We start from the raw sequence: 26841 nt of genomic DNA, 5'->3' as shown, positions 1-26841 counted from the left end.
GGCGTGCCCGTTTATCTAAAGGCCGACATCTTAACGCATGCCCTTGGCCTGATACACAATTTTGCCGCCCACCATAGTCTGCAGCACCTTGATGTTGGCGATGTCCTCGGCCGGAATGGTGAAGAAATTCCGGTCCAAAACGATCATGTCGGCCAGCTTGCCCGGTTCCAGCGATCCGGTCAGCGCTTCCTGGCGCAACGTGTAGGCGGCGTTGAGCGTGATGGCGCGCAGCACGGCGGCGCGCGGCATGCCGGGTTGCGGCCCCAGTGTGCCGGCGTATTCCTTGCCCGCGTCCGGCGCGGCGGTGCGGGTCACGCCGACTTTCAGCGCGAACCATTCGTCGAGCGGATCGACCGGCCAATCGCTGCCATAGGCGATGCGCGCGCCGGCGTTCAGCAGCAGCGCTTGCGGCTCGACGATGGCGTAGCGTTGTGGGCCCATGTAGTCCTTCAGCGCGCCCACTGTGTCGGGCGCCGGTTTCCCCCATTGGAAGGACAGCACCGGCGTCACATCGAGTTTGGCGAAGCGCGGATAGTCGGCCGGGGCGACGATTTCGTCGTGCGCCAGCGCAGGGCGGATGTCCTTGCCGGCGGGCGTGGAGCGCAGGTATTCGATGGCGTCCAGCGATTCGCGCACGGCGCGGTCGCCGTCGACGTGGATGTGCGGATCGATATGGGCGTTGGCCAGTTCCGTCAGCGTGGTCTTCAACGCTTCGGGCGAGAAGTAGCTGGCCGGGCCTGTGCTGGGGCCGGGCTGCCAGTCCGGCTTGTCCGCCGTGCCCTTGTTGACCAGATAGGGCTCCAGCATGGTGCCGGTGAAGGCTGGTGCTGAGATCACGCCGTCCATGAACAGTTTTGCGTGGCGTACCTGCATCGACGGCTTAACGGTGGTCGGCCCCTGGTCGAACTGCTTTTGCTGCTTGAGCAGTTCGGCCACCGCGCTTTGCGGCGTGGCGCCTTTATCCAGGTCGATCAGCACCGCGAAGTGCGCGCGCGCCGTCAGCTTGCCCTGCTTGTGCAGGTCGGCGAAGGCGGTCATGGTTTCGGGATCGGTGTAGGCGTCGAGGAAGCTGGTGATGCCCTGCTTGCGCATCGCCGCCAGCGCGGCTTTGGAGGCGGCCAGGTTCTCGGCCACCGTCAACGGCGGCAGCAGGTTCATCGCCATGTCCTGCGCGGCGTCTTCCAGCAGGCCGGTGGCGTCGCCCTTGGCGTCGCGGGTGATCTTGCCGCCGGCGGGATCGGGCGTGTCGCGTTTGATGCCGGCCAGTTGCACCGCTTTTGAATTGAGCAGCGCCGAGTGGCCGAAGGACGAGCGCACGATGACGGGACGTTCGGTTTTCAGCGCGTCGAGCGTGGCGGCGGTGGTTTCCACGCCGTCGGGCAGCATCCCTTGCTGGAACCAGTTGACCACCACCAGCCAGCGGCTGGCGTCGGACTTCTTGTCCTTGTCCAGGCAGGCCTGGATGCGCGACTGGAATTGGGCCACCGTCAGCGCGGCGTAATCGAGGCTGCAATTGAGCAGGCGGCTGCCGCCCGATTGCGGGTGCATATGGCCGTCGACCAGGCCGGGCATCAGCATGCGGCCGTGCAGGTCGATGACTTTGGTCTTCTTGCCGGCCAGCGGCTTGGCGCCGGCGTTGTCGCCGACGTAGACGATGCGGCCGGCGCGCACGGCCAGCGCCTGCTGCACGCTGTCCCTGGCATCCACTGTGTAGATGTAGCCGTTGCGGTAGATGGTGTCCGCCGGCGCTTCGGCGCCTTGTGCGGATGCCGCCAATGCCAATGTCAGTGCAGCGACGTATCGGTTCATGCGTTTCCCTGTTTTATGCGGCTCCCATCGCTTTGGTGCGCGGGGCCAGCGGCAGGAACGCCAGCAGATTCCCCGCCAGTACCAGCGCCAGCCCGGCCAGGGCCGTCGGCGTCCAGTGGTAGCCTTCGTAGATGGTTGAAATGGTCAGTGCCACGATGGGGAATAATACCGTGGAATAGGCCGCGCGGTCCGGTCCTATGCGGCCGACCAGCAACAGATAGGCGGTGAAGCCGATCACCGAACCGGGGATCGCCAGATACAGCAGAGCGCCGACATAGCGCGTGCTCGGCTCCAGCGCGAACGGCATGCCCAGCGCCAGCGCCGCCACGCCCAGCGTGGTGGAGCCGATCAGCATGGCCCAGGTGTTGGTCAGCCACGGCGTCAGGCCCAGCGACTGCATGCGGCTCGACAGCAGGTTCCCGCAGGAGAAGCACAGCGTGCCGCCCAGGGTCAGCGCGAGGCCCATCATCACCTTGCTGTCGTTCCAGTGGCCGGCCATCTGCGGCGAAAACAGCAGCACGATGCCGGTCAGGCCGAGCAGGGCGCCCATCATCACCTGGCGGCGTATCGGCCGGCCGAGGAAGATGCGGCCGTTGATGGCGTTCCAGATTGGCGCGGTGGAGAACACCACGGCTTCCAGTCCGCTGGTGATCCACTGGCTGGCGTAGTAGAAGCACAGGAAGTTCAGGCAGAACAGCGCCAGGCCCTGGGCGAACAGGTAGCGCCACGCCTGGCGCGGCGGCCACCACGGCTTGCGGGTGATGAGCAAAAATCCCATCAACACGGCGGCGGCCAGCCAGAAGCGGTAGGCGATCGAGACCGGCGCCGGCACCACGCCAAGCTGGAAGGTGATGGCGATCCAGGTGGTACCCCAGATCAGGACGGTGAGCAGGTAGAGGAAGATATTCATGTTGCCAGCATGCCCGGCGCGCGCGGGCGGCGCTTGTCTGAAATTGCGCATATCGGCCGGCCGGCAGCGGGGAATGGGCGCTCCGTGCTAGACTTTAAGCCAACTCTTACTGAATGTTCGCGCCGTGCCAGCCCGCCCTTCCAACGCCACCGATGCCACCCCCGCCCGCGCACCGGACGGACTGATTTCGCACGCGGTGTTCCGCACCATGTCCGAAACGGATGCGGAGCTGGAGCGTTTCGCCTGGCTGGGCGACGATCTGGCGGTGGCCATCTGGCGCCGCGACACCGAGGTGGCCGAAACCAGCTACAGCAAGCCGGGCCACCATACGCTGTCCTACTACATGGGCGGCGGCTACCGCACCGAGCGTGACGAGCTTCCCGGCCTGTACGGAGCGCCTGAGCGCCTATGCACGCTGCCGGACTGGCACGAGTCCAGCTGGACGGTGCGCGGGCCGCTGCGCTTCCTGCACGTCTACTTCCTGCCCGAGCACTTCACGCGGCGGGCGGTGGTGGAGCTGGACCGCGAGCCGCGCGAGATCACGCTGGCCGACCGCACCTACTTTGAGGATGAACGCATCGGCCGCCTGTGCGCCGGGCTGGCGGACATGTCTTGGGAAGGCGCGGACGGCCAATTGCGCGCCAACGAGACGGCGCACGAGACTTTAAGTCTCCTGCTGCTGTCGCAATCGATGCCGCAGCACCAGCAGCGCGTGCGTGGCGGGCTGGCGCCGGTGGTGCGGCGCCGTCTGGCCGATTTCATCGAAGCGAACCTGGCGCAGAATATCTCGCTGGGCATGCTGGCGCAGCTGGCGTGCATGTCGGAGTACCACCTGGCGCGGATGTTCAGGATCTCGTTCGGCATGCCGCCGTCGGCGTGGATCGCGGCGCGCCGCGTGGAGCATGCGCGCCAGCTGTTGAAGGCCACCGACCAGCCCTTGCAGCAGATCGCCGACGCCTGCGGCTACGCGGACCTGAGCCACTTCAGCCACCGCTTCCGCGACAGCGTGGGTGCGCCGCCGAGCCGCTACCGCAGCATCGTTACCTCGTAGGCAGGCCGGCTAGCGAATTGGTGTGTGCATAGTCAAGGACAGCTCATTTGGCGGAGAGGATTTGCGGTAGATTTTGCACCCGAAACGCCTCGACAACAAAATCGATAAACACGCGCGTCTTCGCCGGCAGCAGTTTCTGGCTGGTGAAATACAGGGAGATCGCCCCGACGTCGCCATACCAGTTTGGCAGCAAGCGCACCAGCGCACCGCTTTCCAGATGCGGCGCGGCGTGCGGCACCGGTATCAAGCCAACCCCAAGGCCCAGCACCACGGCGCGGCTGAGTGCATCGGGATCGTTGACCAGCATGATGGCTTGCTGCTTTGCCGTGACCTCGGCGCCGGCATGATTGCGCATGACCTGCGTCCGTTGACGTCCCGTCACCGGAGAACGTATCACCACACTGGGGAACTCGGCAAGTCCAGAGGGGTCTTTGGGACGACGCTTGCCCTCCAATAGCGCCGGCGCCGCCACCGCGATCAAATGGATGCGCGCCAGTTCGCGCGCCACCATACCTGGCGGCAGCTCAAAGCCGGCGCCGATCGCCGCATCAAAGCCGCCCGCGATCAGGTCCAGTGGACGGCTATCGAACACCCAGTCGGGTATCACGCCCGGATACCGTTCGAGAAACGCCGGCATGAGCGGCAGCAGATAGTCCATGCCAAATCCCGGCGCGGCGCTCAGCTTCAACACGCCGGCCGGTTGCCCGGCATTGACCTTGATGTCGGCAATCGCTCCCTGAATGCTGTCGAGACCGCCCTGTACCGATTGCTGAAAACGTTCACCCGCTTCGCTCAGCGTCAGGCCACGCGTGCTGCGCATGAACAGCCGCACGCCGAGATTGCGCTCCAGTAGCGCAACGTTCCGGCTCACTGCTGCCGGCGTCAAACCCAGCCGACGGGCGGCCGCGGAAAAGCTCCCGCTCTCGGCGCTGCGCACGAAGGATTCCAGGTTGGCCAGGGTCTCCATGACTTTACCTTCAAGTAATTATTGAAACTGATTATAGCCGGTTGCTACTAACGCTGGAAACGGGCTAGCCCTAGAATTCAACTCAGCAAACAGTTTATCCACTTAACTTTAAAGGAAATATCATGACTATCGGCATCATTGGCTCGGGCGCCCTCGGCTCCAACTTCGCTCGCATTCTGGCCAAACAAGGGATCCCGGCCACCATCTCCAACAGCCGTGGGCCTGCCTCGCTGGCCGACCTGGTCAAGGAACTGGGACCATCCATCAAGGCCGGCACGGTGGAAGAGGCGGCAAGCGCCGACATGGTGCTGGTGGCTGTGCGCTGGGTCGATGCGGCGAAAGTGCTGGGCAGCCTGCCGGCATGGAATGGCCGCATCGTGATCGACGGCACCAACCCGGTGGAGTTCTTCGATCCCGCGACGCCGCCGGATGCGAACGACGCCAGCAATCCGCTGGCGGCATATGGGATCAAGGCGGTCGATCTGGGCGGAAAGCACTCGAGCCAAGTTATCCGGCAATTGGTGCCTGGCGCACGCTTGGTCAAGGCGTTCAACCACAACGACGTCAACGTGCTGAAGGAGCCGGAAACGGCAGGCGGCAAGCGGGTGTTGTTCTACTCGGGTGACGACGCGGCCGCCAAGGCGGAAGTGCGCGGCATCATGGAGGCCGCCGGCTTCTTCCCGGTCGACCTGGGCACGCTGGACGTTGGCGGACCGTTGGCGTCGCTGCCTTTCGGCCCGCTGTCGACGCACAACTTGGTCCGTATCTGACCGGTTGCGGCCTACTCCATCTCGCTGATCATGGCGACGATCTCGTCGCCGTAGGACGCGAGCTTCTTCTCGCCGACGCCGGAGATGCCGCGCAGGTCGGACAGCGTGGTCGGACGCGCCTTGGCGATCTCGCGCAAGGTGGCGTCGTTGAAGATGATGTAGGCCGCCACGTCGTGCGCGCGCGCCGTCTCCACCCGCCACCAGCGCAGCTTGTCGAAGATGGCCTGCTCGCGCGGCGACAGGTCGCTCTCCACATAACCCTTGGAGGCGCGGCTCGCGCTCTTCTGCTTGACCGGCTTCTGGTACTGGCGCAGCTGCACCTTCTGCCCGCCCTTGAGCACCGGCCGCGCGGCGTCGGTCAGTTTCAAGGAGCTGTATTGTTCATGGTCGACCGTCACCAGTCCCAGCGCGATCACCTGGCGCAGGATCGCGCGCCATTCCTGCTCGCTGCGGTCGGCGCCGATGCCGAACACCGACAACGAATCGTGATGCCAGGTCTTGATGCGGTCCGTCTCCACGCCGCGCAGCACTTCGATCACATGGCCGGCGGCGAAGCGCTGGTCGACGCGGTACACCGCCGACAGCAGCTTCTGCACCGGCACCGTGCCGTCGAACGACACCGGCGGAATCAGGCAGGTATCGCAGTTGCCGCAAGGGCCGGAGGCTTCGCCGAAATAGTCGAGCAGGCGCACGCGCCGGCAGCTCAGTGTTTCGCACAGGCCCAGCATCGCATCGAGCTTGGTGCCCAGCACGCGCTTGAAGGTTTCGTCGGCCTCGGATTCGTCGATCATCCGGCGCTGCAGCACCACGTCCTGCAGGCCGTAGGCCATCCAGGCGCTGGACGGTTCGCCGTCGCGGCCGGCGCGGCCGGTCTCCTGGTAGTAGCCCTCGATACTCTTGGGCAGGTCCAGGTGGCAGACGAAGCGCACGTTGGGTTTGTCGATGCCCATGCCGAAGGCGATGGTGGCGCACATGACGATGTTCTCTTCGCGCAGGAACTTGGCCTGGTTGGCCGAGCGCTTGGCGTGGTCCATGCCGGCGTGGTAGGCCATGGCCCGCACGCCGTTCTCGTTCAGGAATTCGGCGGTCTCCTCGACCTTCTTGCGCGACAGGCAGTAGACGATGCCGCAGTCGCCGCCATGCTCGGTGGTGATGAAGTCCAGCAGCTGCTTGCGGCCGTTGGCTTTCTCGACGATCTGGTAGCGGATGTTGGGGCGGTCGAACGAGGACACGAACTGCATCGCGTCGCCCAGTTGCAGGCGGTGGACGATCTCGGCGCGGGTCTGCTGGTCGGCGGTGGCGGTGAGCGCGATGCGCGGCACGTTGGGGAACTGTTCGTGCAGCACCGACAGCTTGATGTACTCGGGCCGGAAGTCGTGCCCCCATTGCGACACGCAGTGCGCCTCGTCGATGGCGAACAGCGCGATCTTCGATGCCTGGAACAGGTTCAGGCAACGCTCCGTCATCAGCCGCTCGGGCGCCACGTAGACCAGGTCGATCTCGCCGGTGCGCACCAGCCGCTCGATGCGGTTGGCTTCCTCGTAGGTCTGGGTGGAGTTGAGGAAGGCGGCGCGCACGCCCACTTCGGCCAGCGCGTCCACCTGGTCCTGCATCAGCGCGATCAGCGGCGAGATGACCACGCCGACGCCGTCGCGCACCAGCGCGGGGATCTGATAGCACAGCGACTTGCCGCCGCCGGTGGGCATCAGGACCAGCGCGTCGCCGCCACCGCTGACATGGCCGACGATCTCCGCCTGCTGTCCGCGGAAGACTGGGTAGCCAAACACGGTTTGCAGCAGATGAAGGGCGCGCTCGTTATTTTCCTGATGATCCATTTCTACTACTCGATTCCGACAACAAAATGACAACTAAGGTTTAATCGGCCCAGACGATGACGCCGGTGTAACCGGTGACCAGCACCATCAGGCCGAAGGCGATGCGGTACCACGCGAACGCGGTGAAGGTGTGCGAGCTGATGTAACGCAGCAGCCAGCGCACGCACAGGAAGGCCGAGACGAAGGCCGCCACGGTGCCGATCGAGAACAGCGGCAGGTCGGAGGCCGACAGCAGCGCGCGTTCCTTGTACAGCGAATACACGGTGGCGCCCAGCAGCGTGGGGATCGCCAGGAAGAACGAGAACTCGGTCGCCACCTTGCGCGACAGGCCGAACATCATGCTGCCCATGATGGTGGCGCCGGAGCGGCTGGTGCCGGGGATCAGCGCGAACGCCTGGGCGATGCCGATCTTGAGCGCGTCGATCGGCTTGAGGTCGTCCACCGAATTGATGCGGGCCATGGCCGGATTGGCCTTCTCGCGCTTTTCCACCCACAGGATGACGAAGCCGCCGACGATGAAGGCCAGCGCCACCGGCACCGGCGCGAACAGCTTGGCCTTGATGGCCTTGTTGAACAGCACGCCCAGCACGGCGGCCGGCAGGAAGGCGATCAGCACGTTGAGCGCGAAGCGCTGCTGTTTCGGGTCGCCCAGGCCGGTCAGCACGGCGGCGATGCGCGCGCGGTACTCCCAGCAGACGGCGAAGATGGCGCCGGCCTGGATGACGATCTCGAACACTTTCATTTTTTCTTCCATGCCTTGGAAGCCCAGCAGGTGTTCCGCCAGAATCAGATGGCCGGTCGACGAGATCGGCAGGAATTCGGTGAAACCTTCAACCAGGCCCATGATCAGGGCTTTGAGTGCGAGAACGATATCCATGAAGTCAGTTATAAGTTGGTGGGAGGGGAGGCCCTGTCACAGCGCCGGGGTCGAAGCTTACCATGTTCGCTGCCTGCTATTCTGAATCTCACTCAAGCGTAATGCGGTTTTCGGCGGCCAAACGAAAAAACGCCCCGGATCGGGGCGTTGAAAGGAAGAACTTTCGAGCGCGAGACGCTTACCAGCTGGCCTTGAGCGTGTATTTGCCGCTGGTGGCGCCGGTGCCGCCGCCGTAGTAGATCACCTTGGCGTACAGCGTGCCGGCGGTGCCGTAGCTCAGGCTGTCGACCGCGCCGGTGCCGTTGACGCTGGAGGCCACCTTGGTGCCGGCGCTGTTGTACAGCTCCAGGTCGTAGTCCGAGCTGGCGTTCGGGGCCAGGCTCAGGGCCAGTGTTTTGCCCGACGGCAGCACGATCTTGTAATAGTCGACGTCCGACGAGGCGCTCATGGTGCCGTTGACGGTGGTGCCGGCCGTGCTGATGGCCTGCGCGGTGGCGGTGGTGTTGTTGCTCTCCACTTCGTTGATGGTCGGGCCGCCGACCACCGACGACAGGATGTTCTGCGCCTCGAACTTGGCCTGGAAGGTGTTGGCGTAGCTCAGGTCAGCCGGGAACAGCGTCTTGGCCGCGTTGACGATGGCGGTGGCCATGGCCGGCATCTTGACGTTGCTGCCCAGGCCGAAGTGCGCTTCCAGGATGATCTGGTCGATATTGGCGCGCGGCTTGCCGGCGGCGATCAGCGCCACCATCGATTGGTACAGCGGCGCCGACCACAGCTCATCGGACTGGAAGCTCACGCCGCCCTCGGTCACCGACTGGTGCGCGGCGTAGGTCTTGCTGGCGTTGTACTTGGCGTCGGTGCGGTTGAGCATGCGGCCGTCCCAGCAGGCGCCGTGGCCGTCCCAGCTGAAGGCCCACTCCGGGTGGTAGATCTTGCCGTTCGGGGTGCTGTAGGAGTAGGACGCGGCCCAGTAGTCGCCGAAGCCTTCGCCCATGGCGCCGGTGTCGCCGCCGCTCCAGCTGCTGTCGATGTTGGCCTGGATGCCGTGGCCGTATTCGTGCAGGATCACGTCGGCGTCTTCGCTGTCGTTCACGCAGCCGTGGCCGAAGGCCAGGTAGTCGGAACCGGCCGCGCCGCCGCTGTAGTGCGAGTTGTCGTCGCCGTTGACGCCGTTGGTGTCGACGTCCAGCGGACGGTTGATGATGGACTTGGTGCCGGTGAAGCCCAGCGACTGGATGTAGCGCTGGCTCTGGTCCAGGTGGAAGTAGACGTTGCTGTCGTCGAAGGCGTCGTTGCCGCGCTTGGCCGTCCACACGCCGTTGCTGGTGGTGCTGGGCGCGGTGTTGGGCGCTTCGATGTCCTTGATGTTGACGAACGGGCCGCTCAGCTTGTAGACGCCGGCGCTCACCGTCAGGTCGCGCAGGGTCTTGGTCGAGTAGGCGGCGTCGAAGGCGGAGGCGGGCGAGGTGTCGGTCAGCGCGTCGGTGTTGAGCACCGTGCGCGGATCGGGATCGAAGGCGTAGCCGGAACCGTTGATGCCGGACGGCGTGACGGCGGCCACGGCGCCGCCTTGCAAGGCGCGGCGGCCATGCGCGGCCTGGCTGTCGCTGACCGCCTTGGTGGCGGCGTGGCGGTCCAGCACGGGGCCGGCCAGCTCGGCGCGGGCGTCCAGCGTGCGCTTGCCGCGGCGCGGCAGCGAGGTGGAGTAGGAGCCGATGACGGCGCCGTCATGCGCGTTGAGGAATTGCACGAAGCCGCCGGTCGGCATCTGCGCCTCGATGCGCACCTTGCGCGCCAGCTGCACGCCGTCCTTGGTGGTGACCCACACCAGTTCGGTGGACGGGGCGGCCACCAGCGGGTGCTGCACCTTCATATTGGTCCAGGCCTTGTCCAGCGCCTGGTCTTCGGTGATCTGGGCCTGGTTGTACAGCTGGTTGACGGCGCTGGCGTCGACCTTGTCGGAGATGTGGCGGGTTTCGTTGAAGATCTTTTGCAGCTGGCCGCTCTTGCTGAGGGAGACGATGATCTCGGCCCGGTCCACCGGCAGGCCGCGCAGCATCTGCTGATAGTGGTAGTGCTTGCCGGTGAGCGATTCCTGCACCTTCACCAGCCCCAGGTTGTTCAGCGATGCCGGCAGGCCGAACTGGGCGGCGTTCTGGCGCAGCGCGTCGTCGGCCGTGGTGGCGGTGGCGGGCGAGAACAGCGTCAGGTTATCAACGGAGTAGCTGCCGGCGTGCGCGGAACCCGCGTAGGCCAGGACGATCAGGGATGCAATCAGGGGACGGGCGAATTGGCGCATGCTGCATGAACTCCTATAGGTATTGGTTGATTCGGTATGCGAGCCTTGTGGGTGCAAAACGAGTATATCCACGCCTTTTTGCCATTTGTAAAATCGGGTGTTTTTAGACAGTTTTCCGGATTCTGTTAAAAATGAGACATAGCGGTGCTGCGCGCCCGGCGCTAAGATGGACCCCAAACCACCCACCAAAGGTCGCTTATGCACAGGCTGTTTTCCCTGCTCTTGCCGGTCGCGCTGGCGTCCGGCTGCGCGATGGCGCAGGCGCCCAAGCCGATCGAGGATGTGGAGCCGGAGGTGACGCGGCAGGTGGCCGCCGCCGTGGCGAACATGGCGGTCGATCCGGCGGCCGAGGGGGCGGCGTTGCTGCGCGCCTGTCCGGCCCAGGCCGCGCCGCCGCTGGAGCTGCTGCAACGCACGGTCGACGGCGAAGAACGCAGCTATCTGTACCGCACCCGCTGCGGCAAGGCGCTGCTGGTGTCGGCCACTTACGGCAAGAACCGTGCGATCAAGCGCCTGACGGTCAAGGCAGAGTAAAACTATACATGCGAGGCCCGGTGCTTGATGAGCTCGAACCAGGCGACGCTCAACGCCGTCGCCGCGCCGCACGCCAGCAGCAGTCCCAAGCTGGGCCGTGAAAAAGCGAACAGCGCGCGGATGCCGTCCAGGCACAGCACGGCCGCCAGCAACAGCGTGGTCGCCAGGCTGATCCAGGCGAACGGCCGGCCCGATGCTGGCCGCCATTGCCAGGACGTCTGCGACCAGCTGCGGTTGGTATGGATCAGCCCCAGGTTGGACAAGACCAAGGTCAGGAAGGTCGTGGTGCGCGCCATGTCGTCGGACTGGCCCGACCATTTGACGGCCAGATAAAAGCCGATCAGCATGGCCAGCAGGCCGCCTCCCTGCAGCAGGCCGCGCACCAGGATTTCGCGGTCGAACAGGTGCATGTCCGGCCGGCGCGGCTTGCTGGTCATGGCGCCCGCTTCGATCGGCTCGGCCTCGAAGACGATCGAGCAGGCGGGGTCGATCACCATTTGCAGGAACAGGATGTGCACCGGCATCAGCAGCATCGGCCAGCCCAGCAACACCGGCAGGATCGACAGGCCGACGATGGGCACGTGCACCGCGACGATGAACACGATGGCCTTGCGCAGATTGGTGAACAGGCGGCGGCCGTGCCGGACCGCCAGCAGCAGCGACGAGAAGTCGTCCTTGAGCAGCACCAGCGCGGCCGCCTCGCGCGCGATGTCGGTGCCGCGCGCGCCCATCGCCACGCCGATGCTGGCCGCCTTCAACGCCGGCGCGTCGTTGACGCCGTCGCCGGTCATGGCGACCACCTCGCCGCCGTGGCGGAACGCCTGCACCAGGCGCAGTTTCTGCTCCGGCGCGATGCGGCAAAAGACGTCGGTATCCTTCAGCCGCAGCTGCAGCGTGGCGTCGTCCATGGCCGCCAGCTCGACGCCCGACAGCAGGCCGCCCTGGGCGCCGGTGATGCCGGCCTGGCGCGCGATCGCCAGCGCGGTGGCGGGATGGTCGCCGGTAATCATCACCACCCGCATGCCGGCCGCATGGCATTGCGCCACCGCCTGCGGCACTTCCGGCCGCAACGGATCTTGCAAGGCGACCAGGCCGAGGAAGACAAAATCAAACACATGCTGGTTGTCCGGCAGGCTGGCCGCCGGGAAGATGGCGCTGGCGACGCCGATCACGCGCAAGCCGTCATTGGCCATGGCCGCGACTTGCGCCGCGATGGCGGCCGCGCGCGCCGGTTCCAGATGGCACAAATCGATGATGGCTTCCGGCGCACCCTTGGCGGCGATCAGGTATTCCGAACGGTCCGGCGATTGCCAGACGCGCGACATCGCCAGCATCTGCCGCGACAGCGGATAGTCGTCGATCAGCGCCCAGTCCGAATGCAGGTGTTCGGTGTTGGCCAGCAGGCGCGCGCCGGCCTGGCCGATGGCGGACTCCATCGGATCGAACGCTTGCCGATGGCTGGCCAGGACGGCGTATTCCAGCAGGCCGTGCAGCTCCTCCTGCAGGGCCGAGGCGCCGGGCGCCCGGCAATCGTGGTCCGCCTGCTCCGACCACAGCTGGACCACGGCCATGCGGTTGGCGGTGAGCGTGCCGGTCTTGTCGACGCAGAGGATGGTGGTCGCCCCCAGCAGCTCGATCGCGGGGATGCTGCGCGCTAGCACTTTTTCGCGCCCCAGTCGCCACGCGCCCAGTCCGAGGAACAGCGTCAGGATGACCGGCAATTCCTCGGGCAGGATGGCCATGGCCAGCGTCAGTCCGGCCAGCAAGCCCTGCAGCCAGTCGCCGCGCAGCCACCAGTAGGCGAACGCCAGGGCGGCGGCCAGGCACAAGCCGCCGGTGGCGACGACCTTGACCACGCGTCGCGTTTCCAGCTGGATCGGCGTCAGCTCGCTGCCGGTGGCGGCGAGCGAGGCGCCGATGCGCCCCAGCGCGCTGTTCGGCCCGATGGCGATCACCAGGCCGCTCGCCGTTCCCTGGGTGATCAGGGTGCCGGAGTACAGGCGGCGTTCCTTGGCCTCGAGCGCGTCGGCGCCATGCTTGGTCACCGGCACGGATTCTCCCGTCAGCATGGATTCGTCGACGGTCAGGTTCGACGCGGTGAGCAGGTCGATATCGGCGGGAACGCGGTCGCCTTCGGCCAGCAGCACCAGGTCGCCGACCACCAGCTCCCGGCCGGCGACGCGCTCTTGCTTGCCGCCCCGTATCACCAGCGCGCGCGGGGAGGACAGGTCGCGCAGGGCGTTCAGCGAGCGCTCCGTGCGCCGCTGCTGGAAAAACGTCATGCCGATGACGATGCCGACAAAGGCCAGCAGCATCAGCGCTTCGTTGCGATCGCCCAGCACCAGGTAGATGGCGCCGCAGGCGACGAGCAGCAGGAACATCGGCTCGGACACCACGTCCAGCAACAGGCGCCAGGCACTTTGCGGGCGCGAGGTGGGAAGTTCGTTCGGGCCGTTGGCGCGCAGTTTTTCCGCTACCTGCGCAGCTGTGAGGCCATCGCTGTTCTGCTGCGCCGCCGTGGTGTCCATGTTGTTCGCGAGAGAGGGGGGAGCGAGGTCGTAGCAATATCGTTATCTTAAGTGACTTTGCGAAACCATGAACAAAAAAAAGCCCCCGCCTTTCTGACCCCGCCTTTTGCAAGCTTTAGAACGTCATGTCCAGGCGGGCGCCGAAGTAGCGCTGGAAGTCGCGCGGCGGTAGCCACTCGGTGGTGTTGACCACCAGCGGCACGTTGGGCGCCTTGCTGCTCCAGTTGCTGCTGGCGTAGCCGTTGTTCAGACCGGCCGCGTAGCGCTTGTCGAACAGGTTGTTGACCAGGAAGGTGAACTTGTAGCGGTCCTGTTTGTCCTTCACGCCGAAGCTCAGGTTGGTGATGCTGAAAGCGCCCTGTACCGTCATCGGGTCCTGGTTCAGCGAGAACTGCGTGCGGCTCTGGTAGCGCGTGGTGGCCGCGACGAAGCCGTTGAAACTTTGCGACGGCAGCACCAGGTCGTACTGCCCGCCCAGGTTGACCTTGATCTTGGGCGCGTTCGGCAAGGTCTTGCCGGCCAGGTTTTGCACATTGCTGTTGTTGTACTTCGGGCTGACCACGCAGCCCGGCCCGATCACGGTGCCGGTGCCGGTGGCGTTGAGCACGTTGTAGCACGGGCCGTTTTCGAAGGACTGGATGGTGGCCTCGGTGTAGGCGAAGCTGCCGTTCAGCTGCAGCTCGCGCGTGATGCGGATGCTGCCTTCCGCTTCCACGCCCTGCGTGCGCAGGCCGCCGATGCTGTTCAAGCCGGTGCGGTAAGTGCCGTCGGCGTCGAAGAAGCTCGATGACTGCTGGAAGTTCGAGAAGTTGGTGCGGAACAGCGCCATGCTCAACATCGCGCGGTTGTCGAGCAGGCTTTGCTTGAGGCCGATCTCGTAGCTCTTCGCGGTTTCCGGCTTGACGGCCGGTAGCTTGGCGGTGGCGGCCGTGAAGCCGGACGTCAGGTCGTAGGCCACGCCCTTGTGTCCGGTCGAGGCCATGGCGTAGACCATGCTGTCCGGGTTGATGCGGTGCTCCAGGCCCAGCTTGCCGGTGTAGCTCTTGTCGTTGTCTTCCTTGTGGTAATACTCGGTCAGCGCGTGCACTTGCGGCGGCACCGTGTAGCGGCGGAAGTTGTAGCCGGTGTCTTCGTCGTTGTAGCGGCCGCCCAGGATCAGGCTGGTGTTCGGCACGAAGTCCCACGAGCCCTGGCCGTAGATGGCCTTGCTGATGTTCCAGGCGTCGGCGCCGTAGGAGGTGCCGTAGGCCTGGATCAGCGGCGCCTTGGTCAGCTCGCGGTTCAGCCAGTTCTTGCCGTACCACAGGCCGGCGACGTAGCGCACCGCGCCCTTGTCCGGCGAGGTCAGGCGCAGCTCCTGCGTGGTCGAGTGGACGTCGAACGAGCCGTACTGGAACAGGCCGCCGTGCATGCCGGTCGGCTGGCCGTTGGGCAGCAGCAGGAAGGGCAGGATGTCGATGTCGGTGTTGTCGTTGTCCTGGTAGTCGTCCATGTGGTAGCGGCTGTAGGACGAGATCGAACTCAGCGTGTGGCCGGCCAGCGGACCGTTGGGGTCGAACGCCCAGTCCAGCTTGACGCCGGTGCCGACGTCGTGGAACTTGCCGCCGGTCGGATAATCGTTGCGCACGTCGCGGTTGCCGGGGCCGATGGCGATGCCGGCCAGCACCAGCGAGGCCGGCAGCTGCGGCGCGTTGCGGTAGATGCCGCCCGGCGACATATAGCTGTAGGCGTTGGAGCAGCAGAACTTTTCGGTGCGGTTGTAGTGCGGCGTCAGGGTCACGGTCAGCTGGTCGGTCGGGGTCCACTCCAGCTTGCCGCTGAGGTTGTCGCCCTTGCTGCCGTTCAGGTGGCCGCCGGTGGTGAGGTCGTTGAGCGTGCCCTGGTAGCTGGTCTTGCTGGCGGCCAGGCGCATGCGCAGCGTGTCCGACACGGCGCCGCCGACGCTGAAGCCGGCCCGCCACTCATGGTCGTCGGTCAGGTAGGTGCTGACGGTGGTCTTGATCGGGCCGCCGATCGGCTTGGTGGTGATGTTCAACGCGCCGGCGATCGAGCTCTTGCCGAACAAGGTGGACTGCGGTCCCTTCAGCACTTCGATGCGGTAGACGTCGGCCAGGTCCTTGAAGGCGCCGGCTTGCATGCCCTGCGGGATATCGTCGACGATGACCGAGACGTCGGCCTCGACGCCGATGCCCAGCGAGAAGGTGCCGATGCCGCGCATATTGATGCTGAAGTTGCCCGGCTGGCTGCCGTAGGACAGCGTCAGCGCCGGCGACAGCGAGGGGATGTCTTCCAGGTCGCGCACGTTGGAGCGTTGCAGCACGGCGTCGCCCAGCACGGTGATCGAGGCCGGCACGTCTTGCAGGTTCTGGGCGCGCTTGTTGGCGGTGACGACCACCGATTCAAGCTTGCCGCTGTCGGCCGGGGCGGCCTGTTGGGCGGAGGCGGCGCCGAGGCCGAGCAGGGGGAGGGCTAGCGCGACTGCGGCCGTGATGGGCCGCAGCGCGGGGATGGCAGGTTTCATGAGGTCTCCGTTTTTATTAATTGCTGCGTGGAATCGATTCCACGTTTGGTCAGAAAACGCCGGCGCTGTTAGGACGTCCGGCGGTGCTACGATTTATTGCGTAGTGACGGACAGCGGCGCCTTCAGTTTTTGCGCGTAGTTGCGCACGTAGGCCTGCCATGCCGCGCCGTCGGCGAAGTCGCCGCTCTTGTTCCAACCGGCGCCGAAGTAGTAGACGAAGGGCTTGCCCGCTTGCGCCTTGCCCAGCGTCAGTTGCTGGCCGTCGGTGACGGCGTAGCCGCTGGCGCCGGCCGGCAGGATCACGCCGCAGCCGATGATGCCGTCGTCGCCGTGTTGCGGTTCCCAGTAGCTGGTCCAGCCGCCGGCGGCGTCGGTCACGTAGTCGCCCTGGCCGTCGCGCTGCACGATGCCCACGCCCACCGTCAGCGGGCCTTTGCCGCCGGCGCTGTAGCGGCTTTCAACGCGGGTCATGTTGGAACCGGCGTCGATCGAGAAGCGCTTCACCTCGGAGACCATGCGGCCCTTGCCCGCGTCCCACTTGCCGAAACTGAGCTCGAACACGGAGCGCAGCGGGCCGTCGGCCAGCACCTTCCAGTTCTGGTAGTTGGACGAGTTATGCAGTGCGTTGTCGGCGTAGATGGTGGTGCCGCCGCAGCCGCGGTTCTGGCCCACGTGGTAGTAGTCCAGGCCTTCGCCGGCATCCTTGTGATAGGCGCCGGTCTTGTACCACTTGTCCACCACAGGGTAGCGCACCCGCTTGACCCAAACGTCCACGCCACTGCTGATCAGGTGTTCTTTCGGGTCCTTGATGATGGCCGGCCCGTAGACACGGTGCACGGTGCGGTCGCTTTCCCACGCGAAGTCGTCCAGCCTTTCCGGCACGAAGCGCGCATGCGTCTTCACGTCGGCCGGCGGCGTGGCGGCCAGGCGTTCGGCCGGCAGCACCAGGTAGCGGCGCGTGTCGCCGGCCGGCACGTTCACGGAGAACAGCAGCTGCTTGCCGATCACCTGGGAATTGAGGATCGCCGACGTCGCCGCATCCATCACCACCGGCGCCTTGACGCCCGGGGTGACCTCCACCAGCTCGTCGCCGCGCAGTGCTTCGGTGCCGTTGGCCACGCTGACCGTGCGCGGCCTGACCTTGTCCAGCACCGCCATGCGATACACCTCGCTGCCGGCCAGCAGGAAACCGCCAACGCCATAGACTTCGGTGGCGTCGTCGTTGAACGATTTGGGGTCCTGTCCGATCGGCTGCACGTGGGTCAGCTTGCCGTCGGCCTGCACGTTGGTCATCACCGCGCCCCACACCTTCCGCACGGCGGGCTGGTAGGTCTTGGCGTCCAGCAGGCCCTGGTTGACGCCCCAGGCGAAGGCATAGGCATACAACGCCGAGCCACTCGATTCCTTCAGCGGATAGCTGGCCGGGTCCAGCAGGCTGGCGCGCCACAGGCCGTCCGGCTGCTGCAGCGTCAACAGCTTGGCCGACATCTCCTTGTACTGCTGCTCGAAGCGCGGACGGGCAGGGTGCTTGGCCGGCAGGTATTGCAGCATGCGCACCAGGCCACCCATCACCCAGCCGTTGCCGCGTCCCCAGTAGACCTTCTGGCCATTGGCTTCGCGCTTGTCGAAGTATTTACTGTCGCGGAAGTAGAGGTGCGCCTCCTTGTCGTACAGGTAGTCCGACGTCGCCCACCATTCGCTGACGGCGAAGTCCAGGTAGCGCTGGTCGCCGGTGACGGCCCACAGGCGCAGCCAGGTCGGAGGCCCCATGAACAGCGCGTCGCACCAGGACCAGCGCTCCTGGTTGCCCGGCACGGTGAAGTCCAGCGTGCCGCTGCGGCGGTTGGCCAGGATGTCGTCGAAGCTGGCGCGCATGGCGGCGATCATCTTCGGATCGTGCAGTTGCAGATACAGTTCGGCGTAGGTCTGGCCGATGATATGGTCATCCGCGTGGTAGTGGTTGGGCCCAAGCTTCCATTGGTTCTTGTCGCCGATGGCGAGCATCGCGTCGCGGTATTTGCGGTCGCCCGAAATGCCCACCAGGGCCATGAAACCGGTATCGCCCACCGCCTGCGTCCAGTCGTCGGTGCGGTGCGTGCTGGGGTTGGCCAGCTGCCAGTCGGCCACGCGCTCCATCGCGTTCAATACCGCTTTCGGATTGATGGCGGCCGATGGCGCGTCGCTGGCGAAGACTGGTGTTGCGGGCAGTGCGGCCATAAGGGCGGCCAGCACGGCGGCGTGCAGATACGTTGGTTTCATGTGGGGGGTCTCGTTGAGTTTTATTTGTACATCGGTCCTGCGGTGACGAACGGGCCTCCCTGGTAGATGGTCGGCGCATCGCCGGCCGCCGGGTAGGCCGCGCTGTCGGGGAACTGGTCGGCGAACTGGCCGGAGCTGTGCTTGGGCACATAGCCCAGGTGCGAGGCGTGCTTGTTGTCCCACCACTTGGTCGGATTGTCCGAGGTGCCGAAGGTGATCGTGTGGCCCACGCGCGGCGTGAACAGCGAGCAGCGGATCAGTTCCACCAGGTCGTCGTAGGCCAGGTAGGTGACCATCATGCGGCTGTTCTTCGGTTCCGGGAAGGATGAGCCAATGCGCAGGCAGACGGTCTCGGTGCCGAAGCGGTCGTAGTAGTAGCGCGACAGCGCCTCGCCGAAGGCCTTCGACACGCCGTAGAAGCCGTCGGGGCGCAGCGGCATGCTGGCGTCGACCAGCTGCGTGGTTTCGTAGTAGCCCACCACGTGGCTGGAGCTGGCGTAGATCACGCGCTTGACGCCGCACTTGTGCACCGCCTCGTACAGATGGTGCAGGCCGAGGATGTTGGCGTTCATGATGGGTTCGAACTTGTCCTCCACCGAGATGCCGCCGAAGTGCAGCACGGCGTCCACGCCTTCCATCATTGTCAGCACGCCGTCGCGGTCGCCCAGGTCGCCGATGACGATTTCCTCGCCTTCGCGCGCCGGGCCCAGGTCCTTGACGTCGTTCAGGCGCACCACGTCGGCCCAGGCCTTGGCGCGCTCGCGCAGGATGGTGCCCAGGCCGCCGCCGGCGCCGGTCAGTAGGATGCGTTTGAATGGTTTTGCGCTGGAGGTAGTGGTCATTGGGTACTTTGTAGTTAAACGTTTAATCGCAAGTATATCGAAATTATTTTCGGGGTCAATCGCTTTCGTGTCAGCGTAGACATAGTGTGTGGCGGATTTACCGTGCTAAGATCGAAGCGGATCGACCATTAAAATAAAAATCGATTGACTGGATTGATGAAAAAACCGATACCCACCATCCGCGACGTGGCCGCCGCCGCCGGTGTTTCCACCGCCACCGTGTCCAAGTTCGTCAACGGCGCGCAGCGTTTCTCGGCGGGCGTGGAAGCGACCATTACGCAGGTCATCGCCGACCTGGGCTACCGTTCCAACCCACTGGCGGCGTCGATGATCACCGGCCGCACCAGGAGCATCGGCCTGTCGGTGCTGGACGTGGCCAATCCGCACTTCGCCAGCGTGGTCAAGGGCGCCAACCGTGTGGCGCAGCAGCACGGTTACAACCTGCTGCTGGTCGATACCGATGAAAACCCGGACCGCGAACGGCCCTTGCTGGAGGCGCTGAGCCGCCGCGTGGACGGTATGTTCGTCATCTCGCGCATACCGGAATCGGAAATGGGCTGGATGATGGAGCTGGGGAAGCCGATGGTGTTCTTCGGCCATCTGGCGCAGCACGATATCCCCTGGGTGGCGGGCGACGACCGGCGCGGCGCCTGCATGCTGGCGCGGCACCTGGTCGGGCAGGGACATCGCAAGATCGCCTACCTGGGCTTCTCCAAGTCGCGCCGCGACGAGGAACGCCTGGCCGCCATCCGGGAGTGTTTGGCCGGGCATGGCCTGCCGCTGGTGGTGCATGACGCCGGCGCGCCGTCGGCGCGGGAAGGGGAGCGCGTGTGCTCGGCCATCATGCTCGGCGCCGAGCATCCCGATGCGCTGATCTGCTACAACGACCTGATGGCGCTCGGCTTCATGAAAGCCGCGCAGACGCTGGGCTTCCGTCTTCCGGACGACATCTCGGTGGCCGGCTTCGACAACATCCAGTTCGGCGCCTACACCTCGCCGCCGCTGACCACCGTCGACCTGCAAAGCGAGCGTTTGGGCGCCGCCGCGATGGAGCAGCTGATAGGCCGGATCGAAGGCAAGCCCGCCGCCGCGTTCAACATGATCGAGCCGCAGCTGATACTGCGCGGCTCCATCGCCAACCGCGTTTAGCCGCGGCTTTTGCATATGGCGCTTTACGTTTCTGGAAAAATCACATAACATCGGTTAAACGTTTTCCAAAAAGAGTCTTCCACCTCATGATTTCGTCCCGATTCCGCCTGTCTGCGATCGCACTGGCCGCCACGCTTTCTGCCGGTGGCGCAGCGGCGCAGGCGCCCGCGCCGATGAACCGCGTCGTGCAGGACAACGCCTACCAGCAGCTGGATTATTTTTTCAAGAAGCTGATGGCGGAAAAGGCGGCCATCGTCATCGACGGCTACGCGCCGTTCAAGGCCGGCGATAAATTCTTGCCGGGTAAAGTGGCGGCGGGCCTGGGCCACGTGCTGCTCAATAGCGCCAGGGATGACCCGGCGCTGCCGCAGCGGCTGCGCGATTACCGCGACATCGCCGATATGACGGTCGGCATGGACAACCACACCTGGGGCATCTACTACTACATCGGCGCGTTGGTCAAATTGAAGGAAGCCGGCCTGCTGGAGCAGGCGGTCAGCCCGGCCACGCTGGCGCGGCTGCGCAAGCAGCTGGACTGGCGCAGCTTCGTCACCGTGCCGCAGTACGACTTGATCAACCTGCCGACCAACTACTACGGCGTGGCGTTCAGCATCGCGCGGCTGCGCATGTTGATGGGCTGGGAGGACGACAGCGGCAGCAAGATCCTGCTCGACAAAATGCTCGCGCATTACAAAAAATACTCGGGCAAGTTCGGATTCTCCGACGAGACCGACGGCGAAGGGCGCTTCGACCGCTACAGCATCCTGCTGATCGCGGAAATCTGCGAGCGCTTCCTGGAAACCGGCATGGAACCCACGCCGGAGCTGAAAGGCCTGCTGCGCAAGGCGGCCGACATCGCGCTCAACGTCAGCAACACCGCCGGCGACGGCTTCAGCTTCGGCCGCAGCCTCGGGCCGTATGGCGAGACGGCGCTGGTCGAGATCCTTTCCGTGTCCGCCTACCTGGACGTGCTGACGCCGGAAGAGAAGCAGTACGCGTATGCCTTCTCGTCGCGCGTCGTCGCCCGCTACATGGACTTCTGGTACGACCCGTCGATGCACTCGGTGGACATGTGGGGCAAGGGCCGGCGCACCGACGCCTATCGCGGCAAGCACCGCATCCTGGGTGAGAACTTCTCGTTGCTGCACCAGTTGATCTACACGAACGACACCTGGAACAAGGCCGGCATGAAGGACGCGCCGCCCAAGGCCGACCTGCAAGCGTGGCTGGACAAGACCCGTCCGCAGTTCAGCACCACCACCTTCGCGCAGGGCGAATACGACCGCGCGCTGACCATTTTCCGCGACGGCAAGCACGTCGTCAGTCTGAACATCATCAACGGCGGCATCGGCCAGCATGACAACAGCCCATACTACCCGCTGCCATTCGCGCCGGGCATCGTCTCCGGCATCGCCGACAGCGGTGGCGCGCACCCGCAGCTGCTGCCCAAGTTCACCATGGCCGACGGCGCGCAGTTGATCGGCACGGCGTGGATCAAGGACATCAAGACCAGCCAGGCCGGCCAGCGCTACACCGTCAGCTATCGCCAGGATGAGCTGGACCGGCTGGGCGGGAAAAGTCCGGTCAAGGACGACCGCATCAAGCTGCAAACCACCTACACACTGGAACACGGACAGCTGACCCGCAACGACGTCTACACGCCGGTGGGGACGCAGGAAGTGGAGAAGATCACGCTGGAATTCGCATCCTTCTCTGAACAGCCGGCCATCGACGGCGGCACCATCACCTTCGCCACGGGCGATGTTGGCGAGTACAGCGTCTCCGGTCTCCAGCAATGCCAGGTCGCGCCGACCAACGGCAGCAAGGATTACATGGCGCCGTACGGAGCGATGAAGACGCTCGTCACATGCGGCACCGGCAAGCTGACGATGAAGGAACCGCTGACCATCAAGTGGACCATCAAATACCATTGAGGACATCATGCCGCACTTAAAAATCGAATACACCGCCAATCTCGACGCGCACGCCGATATTGGCGATTTGTGCAAGACGCTGTCGCACACCCTGGTCACGTTGAAGGATGCCGGCGGAACGCTGGTGTTTCCGCTGCTGGGCACCCGCGTGCTGGCCTATCCGGCCGCGCAGTACGCGGTGGCGGACGGCGAGCAGGGACGCGCCTTCGTCTACATGAACATGCGCATCACACCGGGCCGCAGTGAAGAACTGGTCAATGCGGTCGGCGACGCCGTGCTGGCAGCGGCACACGCGCACCTCGCCCCGGCGCTGGACAAACTGCCGCTGCGCCTCACCCTGCATATCGATGCGACACCGCCTGCTTACGAAGGCAAATTCAGTAGTTAAAAAACTTGGAGACATGGATGCGTAGTGTATTGAAGCTGTTGTTGATAACGGGCTGCCTGTCGGCGGCATGGGCGCAGGACGACCAGGCACCGGGACAGGCGATGGTAGTGCCGGCCAGCGGCGCCCGTATCGCCACGGTGGCGGCGACGCAGCCGCCCACGTTGCACAACATCTACGGCCGCACCCACTTGCTGCTGGACGGCCGCTGGAATTACATCGTCGATCCCTACGAAGCGGGCTACTACAACTACCGCCACCAGCCCTTCGACCAGTCGGCCACTGGCTCCGGCGGTTTCTACGACGACCGCAAGCCCAAGGACAAAACCGAAACGGTCGAGTACAGCTTCGACGGCTCGCCGACGCTGGCCATTCCAGGCGACTGGAACTCGCAGAGCGCCAAGCTGGAAAACTACGAAGGCACCGTCTGGATGCGCCAGCAGTTCCAGGCCGCGCCCAAGGACGGCAAGCACTACTTCCTCTACTTCGGCGCGGTCAATTACGAGGCCCACGTCTACCTGAACGGCAAGAAGGTCGGTAGCCACAAAGGCGGCTTCACGCCGTTTCAGTTCGAAGTGACGGGCCGCCTGCTGAACGGCCAGAACACCGTCATCGTCAAGGCCGACAACACCCGCCACCAGGACGACATCCCGACCCTGAACACCGACTGGTGGAACTACGGCGGCATCACCCGTGACGTGCTGCTGGCCGAAACGCCGGACACCTACATCGCCGACTACCAGATCCAGCTGGCCAAGGGCGACATGGGCCGCATCGAAGGCTATGTGCAGATGACCGGCGCCCAGCGCTCCCAGGACGTGACAATCACCATCCCCGAGGCGGGCGTCAAGGCCACCGTGCATACCGGCGCCGACGGCCGCGCCGCGGTCAGCATCCCGCTGGCGAAAAACAGGATGCGCTATTGGTCGCCGGACGATCCCAAGCTGTACACCGTCACCATCGCCGGCGCCACCGACAAACTCAATGACCGCATCGGCTTCCGCACCATCGAAACGCGCGGGCAGGATCTGCTGTTAAACGGGAAGTCGGTATTCCTGCGCGGCGTCTCGCTGCACGACGAGAACCCATTGATACCGGGCCGCCTGCGCGGCGAAGGCGACATGCGCATGATGCTGCAATGGGCCAAGGAGATGAACTGCAACTACGTCCGCCTGGCGCACTACCCGCACAGCGAGGAGATGATCCGGCTGGCCGACGAGATGGGCATCCTGGTCTGGGCCGAGGTGCCGGTGTACTGGACCATCTCGTGGGAGAAGCCGGAAGTCTACGCCAACGCCAGCCAGCAGCTGACGGACCTGGTCACGCGCGACCGCAACCGCGCCAGCGTCATCATCTGGTCGATCGGGAACGAGACGCCGGTCAGCGATGCGCGCAATGTCTTCATGGGCAACCTGGCCGATACCGTGCGTTCGCTGGACCAAACCCGCCTGGTCGCCGCCGCGCTGGAAGTGCACCGCAAGGGCAACGAGGTGACGGTGGAGGACCCGCTGTCCGACAAGATCGACCTCGCCAGCTTCAACGAATACGCAGGCTGGTACTGGTCCGACAACAAGGAGATGTTGAAGTTCTCGTTCAAGGTCAATTACAACAAGCCGGTGGTGATCACCGAATTTGGCGCCGACGCGCTGGGCGGCCTGCACGCCGACGACGACACCCGCTGGAGCGAGGAGTATCAGGACCTGCTGTACAAGAACCAGTTCAAACTGCTCGACGCGATCCCCGGCCTGCGCGGCATGACGCCGTGGGTGCTGACGGACTTCCGTTCGCCGCGCCGGCCGCACCCGTACTACCAGGACTTCTGGAACCGCAAGGGCCTGATCTCCGAAACCGGCAAGAAAAAGCTGGCCTTCTACACGATGAAGGCTTACTACGACCAAAAACAGCAGCAGTACAAATGACCATGAAAATAACCACGCTTGCCCTGGCCGCGGCCTTGCTGCCGTTGTTGGCCCACGCGCAGGACGCGCAGATCGATCGCAAGGTCGCCGCGCTGATGAAGCAGATGACGGTGGCGGAGAAGGTCGGCCAGCTGCATCAGATCTCCGGCCGCCTGGTCACCGGCCCGGCCAGCAGCGACTACGCCGCAACGCTGGCCGATATCCGCCTCGGCAAAGTCGGCTCCATGCTCAACGTGAAAGGCGTGGCCGACACCCGCGAGATCCAGGCGCTGGCGCTGCAATCGAGGCTGCACATCCCGCTGCTGTTCGGCCAGGACGTGATCCACGGCTACCACACCGTGTTCCCCGTGCCGCTGGGCGAATCGGCGTCGTGGGACATGGAGGCGATCGAACAGTCGGCCCACATCGCCGCGCGTGAAGCCGCTGCCGCCGGCATCCACTGGACCTTCGCGCCGATGGTGGATGTGGCGCGCGATCCGCGCTGGGGCCGCGTGATGGAAGGCGCGGGCGAAGACGCCTTCCTTGGTTCGGCCATCGCCCGCGCGCGCGTGCACGGCTTCCAGGGCAAGCAGCTGGGCGCCACCGATTCCGTGATGGCCACCGCCAAGCATTTCGCGGCCTATGGCGCGGCGGTGGCGGGCCGCGACTACAACGCGGTCGACATGAGCAAGCAGCAGCTGTTCGAGGTCTATCTGCCGCCGTTCAAGGCCGCGCTGGATGCCGGCGCGGCGACGTTCATGAACTCCTTCAATACGCTCAACGGCATACCGGCCACCGCCAACGCCTTCCTGCAACGCGACATCCTCAAGGGCAGCTGGAACTTCAAGGGCTTCGTCGTCAGCGACTGGGGCTCGGTGCGCGAGATGGTGCCGCATGGTTATGCCGGCGACCTGGCCGACGCCTCCGTCAAAGCCATCAACGCCGGCAGCGACATGGACATGGAGAGCTTTGCCCACATCAAGCACCTTGAGGACGCCGTCAAATCCGGCAAGGTGCGAATGAAGACGCTGGACGACGCGGTCCGCCGCATCCTGTACAAGAAATTCGAACTTGGCCTGTTCGACGATCCATACCGCTACTCGGTCGCCACGCGCGAGAAGGCCGTGCTGGCTGATCCGTCGCACCGCGCCGCCGCGCTGGACGTGGCGCAAAAATCGCTGGTGCTGCTGAAGAACGAAGGCAAGGCTTTACCGTTGTCACGCGCCGCACGGAAGATCGCCGTCATCGGGCCGTTGGCCGATGCGCGGCGCGACCTTGAAGGCGGCTGGGTGGTGGAAGGCGAGCGCGCGCCCGTGGTCAGCATTCTCGAAGGCATTCGCAGCCACGCCGGCAAGGCGCAGGTCAGCTACGCGGCGGCTTGCGATACCCGCTGCACCGGCGCCGAGGGCTTTGCCGAAGCCGTCGCCACTGCCGCCAAGGCGGACGTTGTCGTGTTGGCCGTCGGCGAGACCTGGGACTTGAGCGGCGAAGCCAAGTCCCGCACCGACATCACGCTGCCCGGCCATCAGGAGCAGCTGTTCGCCGCACTGAAGGCGACTGGAAAACCGATCGTGGTGGTGATGCTGGCCGGCCGCCCACTGGTGTTCAACGCCATCGCCGACCAGGCGGACGCCATCGTCTACGCATGGTTCCCCGGCAGCGAAGGCGGCAACGCGGTCGCCAACGTGCTGTTCGGCGACTACAACCCGTCCGCCAAGCTGCCGATCACCTTCCCGCGCAGCGTCGGCCAGATTCCGTTGTCCTACGCGCAGTACAACACCGGTCGTCCCGTCACCGACGAGAAGAACGTGGTCTACAAATCGGCCTACATCGATTCTGTCAACACGCCGCGCTATGCCTTCGGCCATGGCCTGAGCTACACCGATTTCAAATACTCCGGCCTGAGCATCAGCAGCCAGGAGATGGCGCCGTCGCAGACGGTCACGCTGTCGTTCGACCTGGCCAACACCGGCAAGGTCGAGGGCACCGAGATCGTGCAGCTCTACTTGCGCGACATGGTCGCTTCGGTGGTGCGGCCGGTGAAGGAGTTGAAGGGATTCCAGAAGATCCATCTGCAAGCGGGCGAACAGCACCGCGTGAGCTTCACCATCGACCGCGAGCTGCTGTCGTTCTTCAACAGCCAGCTGGTATGGGGCGCCGAGGCCGGCGACTTCAAACTGATGGTCGGCAGTGCCTCCGACGATATCCGTCTTGAGGGGGCGGTAAAACTGCTGCCACCCAGATGACCATGATGCATGAACAAACGCGCCTGG

The 26841-nt window shown here is 65.0% G+C and carries 18 protein-coding genes; 8 read left to right on the top strand and 10 right to left on the bottom strand.

The window, feature by feature from the left end; translation table 11 throughout:
- Nucleotides 1-30 precede the first annotated feature (30 nt).
- On the bottom strand, nucleotides 31-1809 hold the full coding sequence (locus AC07OK_RS04940; RefSeq protein WP_494689231.1) for an amidohydrolase: 1779 nt from the start codon (nucleotides 1807-1809) through the stop codon (nucleotides 31-33).
- A gap of 13 nt (nucleotides 1810-1822) precedes the next feature.
- The gene (locus AC07OK_RS04935; RefSeq protein ID WP_494689230.1) at nucleotides 1823-2719 is read right to left on the bottom strand and encodes a DMT family transporter; all 897 of its coding nucleotides are present in this window, start codon (nucleotides 2717-2719) and stop codon (nucleotides 1823-1825) included.
- A 124-nt stretch (nucleotides 2720-2843) separates the two neighbouring features.
- On the opposite strand from AC07OK_RS04935, the gene AC07OK_RS04930 reads away from it, so the two are divergent.
- Nucleotides 2844-3770, top strand: a complete 927-nt coding sequence (locus AC07OK_RS04930; RefSeq protein ID WP_494689229.1) for a helix-turn-helix domain-containing protein — start codon at nucleotides 2844-2846, stop codon at nucleotides 3768-3770.
- 43 nt (nucleotides 3771-3813) lie between these two features.
- Here AC07OK_RS04930 and AC07OK_RS04925 read toward each other — a convergent pair whose 3' ends face one another.
- Nucleotides 3814-4737: a LysR family transcriptional regulator gene (locus tag AC07OK_RS04925; RefSeq protein ID WP_217944887.1), complete on the bottom strand. Its 924-nt coding sequence runs from the start codon at nucleotides 4735-4737 to the stop codon at nucleotides 3814-3816.
- A gap of 122 nt (nucleotides 4738-4859) precedes the next feature.
- Here AC07OK_RS04925 and AC07OK_RS04920 point away from each other — a divergent pair, with 122 nt between their 5' ends.
- Nucleotides 4860-5507, top strand: coding sequence for an NADPH-dependent F420 reductase (locus AC07OK_RS04920; protein ID WP_494689228.1), 648 nt, complete (start codon nucleotides 4860-4862; stop codon nucleotides 5505-5507).
- Nucleotides 5508-5518: 11 nt separating this feature from the next.
- On the opposite strand, the gene recQ is transcribed toward AC07OK_RS04920, so the two are convergent.
- The 3 genes from recQ to AC07OK_RS04905 form a co-directional block, all read right to left on the bottom strand.
- On the bottom strand, nucleotides 5519-7342 hold the full coding sequence (gene recQ, locus AC07OK_RS04915) for a DNA helicase RecQ (RefSeq protein WP_494689227.1): 1824 nt from the start codon (nucleotides 7340-7342) through the stop codon (nucleotides 5519-5521).
- A 40-nt stretch (nucleotides 7343-7382) separates the two neighbouring features.
- Nucleotides 7383-8219 carry an undecaprenyl-diphosphate phosphatase gene (locus AC07OK_RS04910; protein ID WP_494689226.1) on the bottom strand — a complete coding sequence of 279 codons (837 nt, stop codon included), beginning with the start codon at nucleotides 8217-8219 and terminating at the stop codon, nucleotides 7383-7385.
- Between the two features lie 178 nt (nucleotides 8220-8397).
- Nucleotides 8398-10518, bottom strand: coding sequence for a M36 family metallopeptidase (locus tag AC07OK_RS04905; protein ID WP_494689225.1), 2121 nt, complete (start codon nucleotides 10516-10518; stop codon nucleotides 8398-8400).
- A 198-nt stretch (nucleotides 10519-10716) separates the two neighbouring features.
- On the opposite strand from AC07OK_RS04905, the gene AC07OK_RS04900 reads away from it, so the two are divergent.
- The gene (locus AC07OK_RS04900) at nucleotides 10717-11052 is read left to right on the top strand and encodes a hypothetical protein (RefSeq protein ID WP_494689224.1); all 336 of its coding nucleotides are present in this window, start codon (nucleotides 10717-10719) and stop codon (nucleotides 11050-11052) included.
- A gap of 2 nt (nucleotides 11053-11054) precedes the next feature.
- Here the strand turns inward: AC07OK_RS04900 and AC07OK_RS04895 are convergent, their stop codons facing one another.
- From AC07OK_RS04895 to AC07OK_RS04880, 4 genes are all read right to left on the bottom strand, one after another.
- Nucleotides 11055-13580, bottom strand: coding sequence for a cation-translocating P-type ATPase (locus AC07OK_RS04895; protein WP_494689223.1), 2526 nt, complete (start codon nucleotides 13578-13580; stop codon nucleotides 11055-11057).
- A gap of 115 nt (nucleotides 13581-13695) precedes the next feature.
- Nucleotides 13696-16101, bottom strand: a complete 2406-nt coding sequence (locus tag AC07OK_RS04890; protein ID WP_494689222.1) for a TonB-dependent receptor — start codon at nucleotides 16099-16101, stop codon at nucleotides 13696-13698.
- Between the two features lie 93 nt (nucleotides 16102-16194).
- On the bottom strand, nucleotides 16195-18360 hold the full coding sequence (locus AC07OK_RS04885) for a glycoside hydrolase family 88 protein (protein ID WP_494689221.1): 2166 nt from the start codon (nucleotides 18358-18360) through the stop codon (nucleotides 16195-16197).
- 20 nt (nucleotides 18361-18380) lie between these two features.
- Nucleotides 18381-19202 (bottom strand): NAD-dependent epimerase/dehydratase family protein, encoded by an 822-nt coding sequence (locus tag AC07OK_RS04880; protein WP_494689220.1) that lies wholly within the window; start codon nucleotides 19200-19202, stop codon nucleotides 18381-18383.
- 156 nt (nucleotides 19203-19358) lie between these two features.
- Between AC07OK_RS04880 and AC07OK_RS04875 the strand changes: the two genes are divergently transcribed.
- The 5 genes from AC07OK_RS04875 to AC07OK_RS04855 all read left to right on the top strand — a co-directional run bounded on the left by AC07OK_RS04875 (nucleotide 19359) and on the right by AC07OK_RS04855 (nucleotide 26814).
- A complete protein-coding gene (locus tag AC07OK_RS04875; protein WP_494689219.1) occupies nucleotides 19359-20351 on the top strand; it encodes a LacI family DNA-binding transcriptional regulator in 993 nt (330 codons plus the stop codon).
- Between the two features lie 86 nt (nucleotides 20352-20437).
- Nucleotides 20438-22285 (top strand): hypothetical protein, encoded by a 1848-nt coding sequence (locus AC07OK_RS04870; RefSeq protein WP_494689218.1) that lies wholly within the window; start codon nucleotides 20438-20440, stop codon nucleotides 22283-22285.
- Between the two features lie 7 nt (nucleotides 22286-22292).
- Nucleotides 22293-22673, top strand: coding sequence for a 5-carboxymethyl-2-hydroxymuconate isomerase (locus AC07OK_RS04865; RefSeq protein ID WP_494689217.1), 381 nt, complete (start codon nucleotides 22293-22295; stop codon nucleotides 22671-22673).
- A gap of 17 nt (nucleotides 22674-22690) precedes the next feature.
- On the top strand, nucleotides 22691-24589 hold the full coding sequence (locus AC07OK_RS04860) for a glycoside hydrolase family 2 protein (RefSeq protein ID WP_494689216.1): 1899 nt from the start codon (nucleotides 22691-22693) through the stop codon (nucleotides 24587-24589).
- Nucleotides 24586-26814, top strand: a complete 2229-nt coding sequence (locus tag AC07OK_RS04855) for a glycoside hydrolase family 3 N-terminal domain-containing protein (RefSeq protein WP_494689215.1) — start codon at nucleotides 24586-24588, stop codon at nucleotides 26812-26814. The genes AC07OK_RS04860 and AC07OK_RS04855 overlap by 4 nt, the downstream gene beginning before the upstream one ends.
- Nucleotides 26815-26841 lie beyond the last annotated feature (27 nt).

The organism is Duganella sp. GW821-FHT07G03 (assembly GCF_059418605.1).
The sequence above is the reverse complement of the archived record's forward strand: the minus strand, read 5'-3'. Positions and strand labels throughout refer to the sequence as shown.